The organism is Lentiprolixibacter sp. (assembly GCF_982873095.1).
Genome location: NZ_CEYNTP010000051.1, coordinates 1 through 13,593 on the forward strand (window position 1 = coordinate 1; position 13,593 = coordinate 13,593).

Below are 13,593 nucleotides of genomic sequence, written 5' to 3' on the forward strand. Positions count from 1 at the left end.
CATCACGTTTATGCCGCTGATCATTGTTATTTTTGGAATCCTATTGCTGTTCCTGCTTATTGCGCGCTTTAAACTCAATGCCTTTATCGCATTTACCCTTGTTTCCCTTGGAGTTGGCATTGCCGAGGGCATGCCGCTGCTACAAGTGGTTGGTGCCATCCAAAAAGGGATAGGCGACACGCTGGGATTCCTGGTCATGATCCTTGGATTTGGTGCCATGCTGGGCAAGTTGGTAGCCGATAGTGGAGCTGCACAGCGGATCACTTCCCAACTGATTGCCAAATTTGGAAAAAGAAACATTCAATGGGCGGTGGTCCTCACTGGCTTTATTGTTGGGATCCCGATGTTCTACTCAGTTGGTTTTGTGATCTTGGTCCCACTGGTTTTCACTGTTGCCGCGTCTACTGGTTTACCCCTGCTTTATGTAGGCCTGCCAATGCTCGCTTCGCTTTCGGTAACACACGGCTATTTACCTCCTCATCCAGCACCAACAGCGATTACCGGAATGTTCAACGCAGATCTTGGGAAAACGCTGCTGTATGGTATCATAGTAGCCATTCCTGCGATTATCGTTGCCGGGCCCTTTTTCTCCAGGACGTTAAAAAATATCCCGGCTGCACCTTTGAAGGAGTTTGTAAATCCCAGGGTATTGACCGATGAGGAAATGCCGGGAACTGCCATTAGCATATTTACGGCCTTACTGCCCGTTATCCTTATAGCCCTTGCCACAGTAGCGGAAATGCTACTACCAGAAGGCCTGTGGGTACTTAAAGTGCTGCAATTTCTGGGAAATCCAGTGATCGCCATGCTGGTATCCGTACTGGTTGCCATTTATACGCTTGGTCTCCGGCGGGGAAAAAAGATGACCGAAGTGATGGATGCTGTTGGGCAATCGATATCTGGAATAACCATGGTATTGTTGATCATTGCGGGCGCTGGTGCTTTAAAACAGGTGCTGGTGGAAAGTGGGGTCAGCGATTACATAGCCGACCTCTTAGCCGGTTCCTCCCTGTCTCCATTATTTCTGGCCTGGCTGATCGCCACAGTTATCCGGGTGTGCGTGGGATCTGCTACGGTGGCCGGGCTTACTGCCGCGGGAATTGTGGCGCCACTTGTAGATATGCCCGGGGTTAGCGCTGAACTGATGGTACTGGCTATAGGTTCAGGCAGCCTGATGTTGTCTCACGTAAATGACAGTGGTTTTTGGCTGTTCAAGGAATATTTCAGCCTTTCGGTTAAAGACACCCTGAAAAGCTGGACCATCATGGAAACCACGGTAGGCGTTATGGGCCTTATCGGGGTACTCCTCCTGAATACATTCATTTAAAACTGAACTTATGAATATTTCTCCTTCAGAAAGGATCAAATCACTGGGGTTGGTATTACCCCCAGCCCCACCACCAGCAGGTCTGTACAAGCCTGTCCTTGTAGTGGGTGAATTCCTGTATGTTTCCGGACAAGGACCCATGCAATCCGATGGCACCTATATCACGGGGCGGGTCGGAGAAGACCTCAGCCTGGGCCAGGCCAAACTGGCCGCAGAACAGGTAGGCCTCACCATGCTGTCTACCATCAAGACCCATTTTGGGGATGTTGATAAGATCAAGCGCCTGGTTAAAACACTGGGCATGGTAAACTCTACGCCAGACTTTGACCAGCAACCCCTTGTGATCAATGGATTCAGTGAACTGATGGCCGATGTCTTCGGCACCGAATTGGGTGTAGGGGTTCGAAGTGCTGTAGGTATGGTCCTTCCGGGAAGTGTGCCGGTAGAAATCGAAGCCATGTTTCAATTGCACTAACCTTCTGAGTTATGAACGAGAAACTCTGGTATCAAGTTCAAGATACCCGTCATCTGGTAACCCCTTGTTTGCTGGTCTATCCCGACAGGATTGAGAAAAACATCCTGAGAATGCTTGAAATCGTTGGTGATGTTTCCAGGCTCAGGCCACATATCAAAACCCATAAAACGGCGGAAATCATTCAAATGCAAATGGAAAAGGGCATAGAGCAATTTAAATGTGCTACCATTGCGGAAGCCGAACTTCTGGGGAATTGTGGTGCCAGGGATGTCCTCCTGGCCATGCAACCCGTAGGGCATAACCTGCATCGCCTCTTCAGTCTTATTGAAGCCTATCCCCACACCCGTTTTTCCACCCTGGCCGATAATGAAATAACGCTGAAGCTGCTCCAGACGGAAGCAAGTCAGCGTGATTTTCAGCTACCCCTGTACCTGGATCTAAATACGGGTATGAACAGGACCGGGGTTATCCCTGGTGAAAAAGCCCTGGAGTTGTATCGACTTCTGTGGGATTCCCCAAACCTTGAAGCTGAAGGCCTCCATGCCTATGACGGTCATATCCGGGATACTAATTTTGAAGATCGCAAGGCGAATTGCCAGGCGGCCTTTGAACCGGTAACCCAATTGAAAGAACATATAGAAACCGCTGGAATGGATGTGAAATATGTCGTTGCTGGCGGATCGCCCTCTTTCCCGGTCCATGCCCTCAATCCAGATGTAATCACCAGTCCGGGTACGACATTATTGTGGGACGCACGATATGAATCCCTTTTTGGGGATATGGGTTTTCTGCCCGCTGCTGTTTTATGTTCAAGGGTAATCAGTAAACCGGCGCCAAATATGGTTTGCCTTGATCTGGGGCATAAAGCCCTGGCCCCTGAAATGCCTTTTCCAAGGGTACAGCTATTGGGAATTGAGCACTGTAAACAAGTGAGCCAGAGTGAAGAACATCTTGTCCTTGAATGTTCCAATACAGGAGATGTTGAGATCGGCGATACCTTCTATGCCATTCCCATGCATATCTGCCCTACGGTGGCCAAATACCCACGATTGTTAACCGTGGAAAACGGAAAAATGACTGGTGCGTGGAAGGTCGCCGCCAGGGATCACCAACTCACTATTTAGTTCAGGCCGATGTTTGTTTTTGATGCACATCTCGATCTCGCAATGAATGCCATGGAGTGGAACCGTGATCTGAGATTACCTGTATCTTCCATCAGGGAAAGGGAATCCCATATGCGTGACAAACCAGACAGGGGTAGAAATACAGTTTCCTTTGAAGCCATGCGCAAAGGAAATATCGGCCTGTGCATGGCCACGCAGATTGCCCGCCATGTAAAAACCGGTAATCCTCTGCCGGGCTGGCATTCACCCGAACAGGCATGGGCCCAGACGCAGGGACAATTGGCCTGGTACCGTGCCATGGAAGCTCAGGGTGAATTAGTGCAGATCACAACAAGGGCGGAACTGGAAGAGCATTTGGAGTTGTGGTCAGGGCCGTCTGAATTAAAAAGACCGATTGGTTATATCCAGACACTTGAAGGGGCAGATTCTATTGTAAATTTCAACTACCTGGAACAGGCATACCAGCAAGGTTTAAGGGCTGTTGGCCCGGCCCATTACGGCCCGGGGACTTATGCCCAGGGTACAAACGCACACGGCGGGATTGGAGAAAAGGGGAAGGCCCTGTTGAAAAAAATGGAAGCCCTTATTATCATCCTGGATGTTACCCATCTCTGTGATGAAAGTTTCTGGGAGGCCCTGGATAATTTCGGCGGACCCATTTGGGCCAGTCATAATAATTGTCGTGCATTGGTACCGCATTGCAGGCAGTTTTCGGATGAACAAATCAAGGCCTTGACACAAAGAGGTGCCGTCATTGGAATTGCACTGGATGCATGGATGCTGGTTCCTGGCTGGAAGAAAGGCATAACACAGCCCAAAGAAGCAGGCGCAGATCTGGCATCAGCTGTAAACCATATCGACCATATTTGTCAGTTAGCAGGTAATGCGCGGCATGTAGGCATAGGAACGGATCTGGATGGGGGATTTGGGAAGGAACAAAGCCCTGCGGATCTGGATACCATTGCAGACCTGCAGAAATTCCTGCCCATTCTCAAAGAACGGGGCTATTCTACAGAGGAAACGGAAAATATTATGCATGGTAATTTCCTAAGCTTTCTAAGGGCCGCCTGGAAATAATAAATCCCCCCCAAAAGGGAAGGATTTATACTGTGAATACTCCTAAAATTATCGCATGCGTGGGATATACTATTGGATTATTTGCTCCTCCCTGAGGAAGGTATCCAAATGATCCGCAATATCGAAGCACCTGCTTTGGTTTTCAGTACCGCTGCAGAAGCGGGACTCCAGATGCACATCGCATTCATGCCCCGAAATATCAATTTTATCAAAATGGGAGTTAATGCTCCTGCACTTCTCGTAAAGCGTACTGATGGACGCACCTTCCGGAGGTTGAATTCCTTTCATTAAAAGGAATCCTTTGAGATAGTTAGTTGTGGCCTCCTGGGAAATTTTACATACCACGGCGGCTACCACATCTTCTTCAGGCCGGCAAAGCTCGTTATTTGCCCGCTTCAGACTCTGAACAGCTTTCTCAAAAAGTACAGCAGCATTAGCTTCCATATTACTTGATTTGATTTTACTTTCTTTCGTTACATGCTACGGAACAATTCCAGTCGCTCCCATTTGGTATCCACCTCTTCCTGGGCTTGTTTCAGTAACTCCGCACCCAGTTCAGCATTCTCCTTGACCACGCGGGTAAATCGCGTTTCATTATACATGAAGTCTTTCAACGGCCGCGAAGGTTCTTTAGAATCGAGTCGGAATTTTTTTCCTTTGGGCTTGGAAGGATCAAACCTGAACAATGGCCAGTAGCCGGTTTCAACAGCGGTCTCCTGATGCAGCGCACCTTCCTGCAAATCGTATCCGTGTTCCCCACAGTGCGAATAGGCAACTATAAGTGAAGGTCCGGGATAAGCCGCCGCTTCCTCAATGGCTTTGAGGGTTTGAATATCCTTGGCCCCCATAGCCACTTGTGCCACGTAGACATTCTCATAGGATACTGCCTGAAGGGCGAGACTTTTCTTGCTCGTTCTTTTACCCGATACAGAAAATTTGGCACTTGCGCCCAGTGGAGTAGCCTTGGAGGTTTGTCCACCTGTATTGGAATATACTTCAGTATCCAGGACCATGATGTTGATATCTTCGCCTGAGGCAAGGACGTGGTCAACTCCACCGTATCCGATATCATAGGCCCAACCATCGCCTCCAACGATCCATACCGCCTTTTTTCTGAGGTACTCGGTAAGCTGATTCAACTTCACCGCGTCCTTGTTATCTGGGAATTCATTTAGTTTCTCTTGTACCCGCTCGATATCATCCAGTTTTTGCTTACGCTCCAACTCGGTAGACTCCGGGTTGCTGATAATGGCGTTAACCAGTTCCTCGCCGATTTCTTCCCTGAGGGATTCCAGTAAACTTACAGCGATCTCCTGCTTCTTGGTCAGTGCGAGTTTCATACCGAAACCAAATTCAGCATTGTCTTCGAACAGGGAGTTCGCCCAGGCCGGTCCCCTTCCCTCCTTATTGGTTTTGTATGGAGTGGTTGGCAGGTTACCTCCGTAGATAGAAGAACAACCCGTTGCATTGGCGATCATGATAGAATCTCCATACAACTGTGTCAGCATCTTGATATACGGGGTTTCCCCACAACCGGAACAAGCGCCTGAAAATTCAAATAAAGGCTCCAGGAACTGCGATCCCTTAACATTGGTAATTTGCAGTGCTGTACGATCGTAATCCGGCAAATCAATAAAGTAGTTCCAATTGGTGTTCTCGGCTTCCTGAACATCCAGTTTACGCCGCATGTTTATGGCCTTGAAATCTTCTATTTCCTTGCTCTCGGCCGGACAAACAGCTACACACAGGTCGCAACCCGTGCAATCTTCCGGGGATACCTGCAGCACATAAGACTCGGTTTCCTTGGAGAATGGCCGACCTTTTGCCGGAACAGTTTTCAGAGTTGCAGGGGCATCCTGCAATTCTACATTCGAAACTACCTTAGCCCGAATAGCAGCGTGCGGACAGATAGCCACACATTTGTTACACTGTGTACACAGATTTTCATCGTCCCAAATGGGGATGAAGTCCGCAATACCACGTTTCTCATATTGAGTTGTTCCCGTTGGAAAGGTTCCGTCAACAGGGAAAGCACTCACCGGAAGTTCATCCCCTTTCCCGGCCAGAATTTTACCTAGGACTTCCTTGACAAACGGATCTGGCTCCCCACTCATAATAGGTTTCAGCTCCCTGTCATTGGTTACTTTCTTCGGATAATTCACTTTTTGAAGGTGTTGCAGCGATTTGTCCACAGCGTTGAAATTCATCTGCACCACATCATCCCCCTTGTGGGAATAGGTTTTCACGATGGCTCCTTTGATCCTGCTAATGGCTTCTTCCTGAGGTAAAATCCCCGAAATGGCAAAGAAACAGGTCTGCAGAACAGTGTTGGTTCGTTTTCCCAGGTCAGCTTCGTGTGCCACCTTGGTCGCATCCACCACATAGAATTCCAGATCGTTCTCAATGATCTCCTCCTGAGTGATCCGCGGGAGTTTATCCCAGACCTCATCAGCGTTATAGGGGGAGTTTAAAAGGAAGGTACCCCCTTTCTTGACGTGGTTTAAAACATCGTACTTCTCAATAAAGTTGAACTGGTGGCAGGCCACAAAGTCAGCCGTATTGATGAGATACGTTGAATATATTGGATCAGGGCCAAATCTCAAGTGGGAAACAGTCTGTGCTCCGGCTTTTTTAGAGTCATACACGAAGTAGCCCTGTACAAAATTGTCTGTGGTTTCCCCAATAATTTTGATGGAGTTTTTGTTTGCACCAACAGTACCATCAGAACCCAGACCGTAGAACATACAGTTAAAGGTAGATTTCTTGGTCTCGAAAACCGGTTTGTAATCCAGGCTCCTGTGACTTACATCATCCTGAATACCAATAGTGAAGTGATTTTTGGGTTCTTCCTTCAGCAATTCTTCATAGATACCATTAACCATGGCCGGATTGAATTCCTTTGAAGACAGGCCATATCGTCCTCCCACAATTACAGGCATTTCACGTTCGTGCTCTGCGAAGGCTGTTACCACATCCAGATAAAGAGGTTCCCCGGTACTTCCAGGTTCTTTGGTTCGGTCCATTACTGCAACCTTTTTCACAGTCGGTGGCAGGCTGTCGATGAAATGGGAAATGGAGAAAGGTCGGAACAGCCTAACAAAAACAGCCCCTACTTTTTCCCCTTTTTCCACCAGGGTATCTACAGTTTCCTTTACGGCACCTTCTCCGGATCCCATGATCACGATAACGCGTTCTGCTTCAGGGTGTCCTACATAATAGAAGAGGCTATAGCGCCTTCCGGTATGGGAATAAAAGTCATCCATTACCCCCTGCACAATACCCGGTACTTTTTCATAATAGGTGTTGGCGGCTTCCCTGGCCTGGAAAAATACGTCAGGATTTTGCGAAGTACCTCTAATTACAGGGCTGTCAGGATCAAGAGAACGTTTTTTATGAGCCATGATCTCTTCCTCAGGCATCATTGCCTTAATCACTTCATCAGGGATTTCATTGATCTTGGAAATCTCATGGGAGGTCCGGAATCCGTCAAACACATTTAAAAATGGTACCCGGGATTTAAGGGCCGCGACCTGCGCAATAAGTGCAAAATCCATAGCTTCCTGCACAGATCCCCCGAATAACATGGAAAAGCCCGTTTGGCGGGTTGCCATTACATCAGAATGGTCTCCAAAAATAGAAAGGGCATGGGTAGCCACCGTACGGGCTGCCACGTGGATCACCGAGGGAAGCAATTCCCCTGCGATTTTAAACATATTGGGGATCATCAGTAATAATCCCTGGGACGCAGTGAAAGTCGTTGTCAGGGCCCCTGCCTGCAGCGAACCGTGAACCGCTCCGGAAGCTCCACCTTCACTTTGCATCTCAACGATCCTGGGAACATTCCCCCAGATGTTTTTCATTCCTTTTGCGCTATATACATCTACATGTTCGCCCATGGGTGAAGCCGGTGTGATGGGGTAGATTGCACAAACCTCATTAGTTTTATGTGCAATTCTGGCTACCGCCTCATTTGCATCACATATTATTTTGGGATTTTTGCTTTTCATGATATTGATTTTCTTCTAAGGATTTTTAAGCTCTGTTTTTATGTCTGGCAACCAGCTTCCGGTCAAGTAGGAAAGGGTGTACAGCCAGTAATCAAATTGCCATAAAATTATGGGCATTCCCGCAAGCAGACTATGATAAATGTCAGGAAAAAGGTGGACAAAAAAGCTTGGAATATAGCCATAAAACCACCCCTTATGCCCTGTCGGCATAAGGGGTAATTCTCCACAGATTCCTAACCGGAATCCGGGAATTTATGGAAATGCATCAGTTCCTTAACCAGGTGGGGAACATACTATTCCCCGTGGAGCCAGGCTTTCTTGGCCAACAACTCTTCCTCTGTCTCAACATTTCCCTCATCTGGTACGCAGCAATCTACAGGGCAGACGGAAGCACATTGCGGTTCGTCGTGGAACCCTTTACATTCAGTACACTTATCCGGGACAATATAATAGAACTCTTCAGAGATAGCTTCGTTCGCCTCGTCGGCATCAACCTCTGCCCCAGATGGGGTGGTAGTCATTCCACTTAAAGCGGTTTCATCAGAATAGGACCACTCCTGGTCTGGTTCGTAAATTGCATTGTTAGGGCATTCGGATACGCAGGCATCACAATTGATACATTCGTCGGTAATAATAATAGCCATGACTTCAGTTTTAAGAAATACTCGAGTGCTAAATTACGCTACGCGGTCCGCCATATTAATGATAAATATCATATTTCCGTATGGAAACTCTAACAAAATTTAAGACCTTTATCGTTGGTAAAATTCCGAACTTTACAAAGTAAAATTTTAAGTCCAAAATAATGACCAAGGCTAATGTAAAAGAACCTCAAAAGGCCTTAGAAGCCGTGGTGGTTCGCTTTGTTGGAGACTCCGGGGACGGCATGCAGCTCACAGGTTCACAATTCTCGGATACCTCAGCCATGTTTGGGAATGATGTAGCTACATTTCCCAATTATCCTTCAGAAATCCGGGCACCTCAGGGAAGCTTGTACGGGGTATCCGGCTTCCAGGTACATATTGGTAGTGTTGAGATCAGCACTCCCGGTGATGAGGTAGATTTGTTGGTTGCCATGAACCCGGCAGGGCTCAAAACCAACCTCTATGCCGTAAAACCAGGATACGGCATCATCGTAGATACGGATTCTTTTACCAAAAAGAACCTGGAAAAAGCCCAATATGAAACGAATCCCCTGGAAGACGGTACGCTTGACGAATATCAGGTGATCGAGGTGAGCATGACCTCCTTAACCAAAGAAGCCCTGAAAGATGTACCAGGTCTGGACAATAAAAGTATCGTACGAAGTAAAAACATGTTTGCCCTGGGTATGGTGTACTGGATGTATCATCGTTCCCCGGAACACACTATTGATTTCTTCAAGAAAAAGTTCAAATCAAAACCCGAGCTTATAGATGCGAATACCAAGGTCCTGAATGCCGGGTACTACTTTGCGGAAACTCTGGAGTTAATCCCGAATGCCTATGTCGTGGCCCCTGCTAAAATGCCTAAGGGCAGATACAGAATCATCATGGGGAATACGGCTACTGCCTGGGGATTCCTCGCAGCGGCGGAAAAGTCTGGTTTAAACCTGTTCCTGGGATCTTACCCCATTACACCTGCTTCGGATATACTGCATGAACTTGCCAAGCACAAACACTTTGGGGTAAAGACCTTCCAGGCAGAAGATGAAATCGCAGGAATAAGTTCTGCCATCGGCGCTTCTTTTGCCGGGGACCTGGCCATCACCACTACCTCCGGGCCCGGACTGGCCCTTAAAGGTGAGGCACTGGGCCTCGCTATGATGCTCGAACTTCCCCTGGTGGTTGTAGATGTTCAACGTGGGGGCCCTTCTACCGGCCTGCCCACCAAAACAGAACAATCTGACCTGCTACAGGCACTGTATGGACGAAATGGAGAGAGCCCTGTGATCGTTATTGCGGCCAGTACACCGGCCAATTGCTTTCACTACGCCTATGAAGCATCACGGCTTACCCTGGAGCATATGACCCCTGTTATCCTGCTAACCGATGGATATATCGCAAATGGTTCAGCCCCCTGGAAGATCCAGAGTGTTGACCAGATGCCCGAGATCAAAACCCGTGTTATCAAAGAAGCAGAAAATTCCTGGCATCCCTATGACAGGGATGAGGCCAAACTGGCAAGGGATTGGGCTATCCCCGGTACTTTTGGCCTGGAACACCGGGTAGGCGGCCTGGAAAAAAACAGGGTAACCGGGGACGTTTCCTATAATCCCGAAAACCATGAGTATATGACCAAGGTAAGGGCAGAAAAAATATGCCGGGTACAGGAAAACATCCCTGAGCTGCAGACCAAGTTTGCAGATGAAGGCGAATTGCTCGTAGTAGGGTGGGGAGGCACTTATGGCACGCTTTACGCAGCGGTCAAAGAATTGAAACAGGAAGGGATACGCGGGGTTGGTCTTGCCCACTTTAATTATATCAACCCCTTACCAAAAAATACAGAAGCCGTCCTGAAAAGATTCAAGAAAATAGTGGTTTGTGAGTTGAACAACGGACAGTTTGCCTCCGTGCTAAAAATGAATTTCAACGATCTTACCTTCCACCAATACAACAAGATTCAGGGACTGCCCTTTGGTAATTCAGAATTAATTGAAAAGTTTAAAGAACTTCTGGGATAATTATGGAAACAGCTGAGAAAAAATATACGTTTAAAGACTTTGCCAGTAACCAGGAGGTTCGCTGGTGTCCGGGTTGTGATGACTATGTCATCCTCAGGGCCATGCAAAAAGCCCTGCCGGAAATCGGTGTGAAGAAAGAGGATGTGGTGTTCATTTCAGGAATTGGATGTTCGTCACGTTTTCCATATTACATGGACACCTATGGCATGCATGGCATCCACGGAAGGGCCCCTGCTATTGCTTCCGGAGTGAAATTGGCAAACCCCGATCTCAGCGTTTGGGTTATTACCGGAGATGGGGACGCCATGGCTATTGGAGGTAACCATTTTATCCACGTCTTAAGGCGTAATCTTGACCTTAACATCGTGCTGTTCAACAATGAGATCTACGGGCTCACCAAGGGACAGTTTTCGCCAACTTCCACCGTGGGACAGAAGACAAAGTCCTCACCTCATGGGAATACTCAGCCCCCGTTCCTTCCCGGAGAACTGGCCATTGGGGCGCAGGCACGTTTTTATGCACGTGTAGGGGGGAACACACCTAAGGAAATGACTGCGGTATTCATTGAAGCGGCCAAATTCAAGGGCACCTCCCTCATCGAAGTACTACAAAACTGTGTCATCTTCAATGACGGGGCCTTTGCAAAATATACAGACAAAGCCGTGCGGGCAGATAAACAGCTGTTTGTGGAACATGGGAAACCTATGATTTTTGGTAAAGAGCGCAACAAGGGATTGATCTTAAACGGACTTAAACTTGAGGTGGTTACTTTGGGTGAAAATGGAATTACCGAAAAAGACCTGCTGGTGCACGATGCCGGAATGCAGGATCCTACGCTACACCAAATGCTGGCCAGGAGTGAATATCCCCTGGTAACCGGAATCATAAGGCAGGTGCCGGATGTTACCTTTGAAGAACGGGAAGATCAACTCACCCATCAGGTGAAGGCCCATTCGAGCTTTACAAAAACAGACGACCTTTTCTTCTCGGGAGAAACCTATGATATAGATTAAGGACAGCCAAGGGCTTATACCAAACCTGCGAAGCCCAGGAATGCCAGAGACAGCAAACCAGCTACCAGCAAGTTGATGGGGACACCTTTCATCCCTTCCGGAAGGTCAGCGAGTTCCAGAAACTCCCGGATACTGGCAAAAACAATGAGTGCTAAAGCAAATCCCACAGAGCTGGAAATTGCAAAGAACACCGCCTTAATCAAAGTGCCATTTTCAAGTCCCAGTGCCAGGATGGCAACACCCAAAACAGCACAGTTGGTAGTGATCAGGGGAAGGAATACACCCAGCGCCTGATATAAGGCAGGACTAACTTTCTTCAGGATGATCTCAACCATCTGAACCAGTGCAGCGATGACCAATATGAAGGTGATCGTTCGCAAATAATCCAACCCCATAGGCACTAAAATATACTCGTGCAACAGGTAGGTAACGGTGGTGGCAATGGTCATGACGAATAACACCGCCCCCGACATCCCCACAGAGGTTGATACTTTGTTGGAAACCCCAAGAAAGGGGCAAATCCCCAGGAATTGGGAGAGTACGATGTTATTTACAAAGACAGCGCCGATAAGGATAGCAAAATACTCCATGCTACGCGTTTTTATGGACTAAACCGTTAAATACAATAGCCAGATAGGCAAGTGCGATAAACGCCCCGGGGGGCAGGATAAACAGGATCAGGGTATTGGCGTCCTCGGATACAAACCGGAACTCAAAAATGCTACCATTGCCCAGGATTTCCCGGACGGCTCCCAGGGCTGTAAGGGCAATCACAAAGCCAATCCCCATGCCTAAAGCATCTACTACAGAGGCGGTAAGACTGTTCTTAGAGGCAAAGGCCTCTGCCCTTCCCAGGATCAGGCAATTGACCACAATGAGAGGGATGAATATCCCCAACTGCTCATACAGGAATGGGATAAAGGCTTCCAGCACCATTTCAACCACAGTAACAAAGGAGGCAATGATCACTATGAATGCGGGAATCCTCACTTTGTTGGGGATCTGGGATTTGATCAGCGACACCACGATATTGGACATCAACAAAACAAACAAAGTGGCAAGGCCCATGCCCAGTCCGTTAAATGCAGAGGAAGTCACCCCAAGGGTGGGACACATTCCCAGCAGCATCACAAAGACCGGGTTTTCTTTTATGATCCCCTTCAAAAAGTTTTGTTTATGGTCTATGGTATTGGCCATTTTTTCTAATTATCCGGTTGTATTTCTGTTTCCTTATTCGCTACATAAACATCATAGGCCATCTGGGTGGCTTCAGAAAAGGCCCGCGTACTTATGGTAGCCCCCGCAAGGGCATCCACTTCTCCCCCGTCTTTCTTCACCCTCAGGTCAAAGCTGGAGGGGTTCTTACCCCGAAATTGTTGCAGAAACTTTTCCCCCTTCATTTTTGTACCCAGTCCCGGAGTTTCTTTTTGCTCCAGTACCGCTATGTTTTTTATTTTACCGTCAGGTTCAAATCCTACCATGAGCTTTACCAATCCACTGTACCCCTTCTCTGATGCCCCTGTTACTGCGGCACCAACAAAGGCACTGTCCTGGATTGCAGGATAGAATTCAAGACTGTCCCTGGCCGCTTCTATTTTAACCTTAAACCCATCATTCATAGGGTTGTTATCATATTGTGGCAGGACCACATTAAGCGCCTTCATTTTCTTAGCCAACCTGGCCTTGGCTTTTGGTTCCAGGGTCAGGTCGTTTACATATCCAAGGGAGAGGCCAGCAGCCAAGGTGATGACAAAAAGAACGACCACCATATTCACCAATGTTGATTCTTTCTTTTTCACCATCACATAATTTTAGCTTTGATCTTTGAACCAAATCGTCTGGGCTTGAAATAACTATTGATAAGCGGAACAAAAGCGTTCATGATCAAGATCGCAAAGGAGATTCCCT

13 protein-coding genes are annotated in these 13,593 nt (G+C 47.7%); 6 read left to right on the forward strand and 7 right to left on the reverse strand.

Annotated features, from left to right (window positions below):
• The 4 genes from AC4E7D_RS04955 to AC4E7D_RS04970 form a co-directional block, all read left to right on the forward strand.
• Positions 1 to 1,327 (forward strand): gluconate:H+ symporter (locus AC4E7D_RS04955; RefSeq protein WP_490172704.1); only part of this gene is annotated, 1,327 nt, incomplete at its 5' end.
• Between the two features lie 10 nt (positions 1,328 to 1,337).
• Positions 1,338 to 1,802 carry a RidA family protein gene (locus AC4E7D_RS04960; protein ID WP_490172705.1) on the forward strand — a complete coding sequence of 155 codons (465 nt, stop codon included), beginning with the start codon at positions 1,338 to 1,340 and terminating at the stop codon, positions 1,800 to 1,802.
• 11 nt (positions 1,803 to 1,813) lie between these two features.
• Entirely contained in the window at positions 1,814 to 2,926 is a 1,113-nt protein-coding gene (locus AC4E7D_RS04965; protein ID WP_490172706.1) for a D-TA family PLP-dependent enzyme, read from the forward strand.
• Between the two features lie 9 nt (positions 2,927 to 2,935).
• Entirely contained in the window at positions 2,936 to 4,003 is a 1,068-nt protein-coding gene (locus AC4E7D_RS04970; RefSeq protein ID WP_490172707.1) for a dipeptidase, read from the forward strand.
• A 69-nt stretch (positions 4,004 to 4,072) separates the two neighbouring features.
• Here AC4E7D_RS04970 and AC4E7D_RS04975 read toward each other — a convergent pair whose 3' ends face one another.
• The 3 genes from AC4E7D_RS04975 to AC4E7D_RS04985 form a co-directional block, all read right to left on the reverse strand.
• On the reverse strand, positions 4,073 to 4,447 hold the full coding sequence (locus tag AC4E7D_RS04975) for a HEPN domain-containing protein (RefSeq protein WP_490172708.1): 375 nt from the start codon (positions 4,445 to 4,447) through the stop codon (positions 4,073 to 4,075).
• Between the two features lie 29 nt (positions 4,448 to 4,476).
• Positions 4,477 to 8,010 (reverse strand): pyruvate:ferredoxin (flavodoxin) oxidoreductase, encoded by a 3,534-nt coding sequence (gene nifJ, locus AC4E7D_RS04980; RefSeq protein ID WP_490172709.1) that lies wholly within the window; start codon positions 8,008 to 8,010, stop codon positions 4,477 to 4,479.
• A 293-nt stretch (positions 8,011 to 8,303) separates the two neighbouring features.
• Complete coding sequence (locus AC4E7D_RS04985) at positions 8,304 to 8,654, reverse strand: 4Fe-4S dicluster domain-containing protein (protein ID WP_490172710.1); 351 nt, start codon at positions 8,652 to 8,654, stop codon at positions 8,304 to 8,306.
• Between the two features lie 161 nt (positions 8,655 to 8,815).
• Here AC4E7D_RS04985 and AC4E7D_RS04990 point away from each other — a divergent pair, with 161 nt between their 5' ends.
• The gene (locus AC4E7D_RS04990) at positions 8,816 to 10,672 is read left to right on the forward strand and encodes a 2-oxoacid:acceptor oxidoreductase subunit alpha (RefSeq protein WP_490172711.1); all 1,857 of its coding nucleotides are present in this window, start codon (positions 8,816 to 8,818) and stop codon (positions 10,670 to 10,672) included.
• Between the two features lie 2 nt (positions 10,673 to 10,674).
• A complete protein-coding gene (locus AC4E7D_RS04995; RefSeq protein ID WP_490172712.1) occupies positions 10,675 to 11,685 on the forward strand; it encodes a 2-oxoacid:ferredoxin oxidoreductase subunit beta in 1,011 nt (336 codons plus the stop codon).
• A gap of 14 nt (positions 11,686 to 11,699) precedes the next feature.
• Here AC4E7D_RS04995 and AC4E7D_RS05000 read toward each other — a convergent pair whose 3' ends face one another.
• From AC4E7D_RS05000 to AC4E7D_RS05015, 4 genes are read right to left on the reverse strand one after another with little or no spacing between them, the layout of a single operon-like run.
• Positions 11,700 to 12,275, reverse strand: coding sequence for an electron transport complex protein RnfA (locus AC4E7D_RS05000; RefSeq protein WP_490172713.1), 576 nt, complete (start codon positions 12,273 to 12,275; stop codon positions 11,700 to 11,702).
• Position 12,276: 1 nt separating this feature from the next.
• The gene (locus tag AC4E7D_RS05005; RefSeq protein ID WP_490172714.1) at positions 12,277 to 12,882 is read right to left on the reverse strand and encodes an RnfABCDGE type electron transport complex subunit E; all 606 of its coding nucleotides are present in this window, start codon (positions 12,880 to 12,882) and stop codon (positions 12,277 to 12,279) included.
• Between the two features lie 5 nt (positions 12,883 to 12,887).
• A complete protein-coding gene (locus tag AC4E7D_RS05010; protein ID WP_490172715.1) occupies positions 12,888 to 13,484 on the reverse strand; it encodes an RnfABCDGE type electron transport complex subunit G in 597 nt (198 codons plus the stop codon).
• Positions 13,485 to 13,486: 2 nt separating this feature from the next.
• Positions 13,487 to 13,588: an RnfABCDGE type electron transport complex subunit D gene (locus AC4E7D_RS05015; RefSeq protein ID WP_490172716.1), complete on the reverse strand. Its 102-nt coding sequence runs from the start codon at positions 13,586 to 13,588 to the stop codon at positions 13,487 to 13,489.
• Between the last annotated feature and the right edge of the window lie 5 nt (positions 13,589 to 13,593).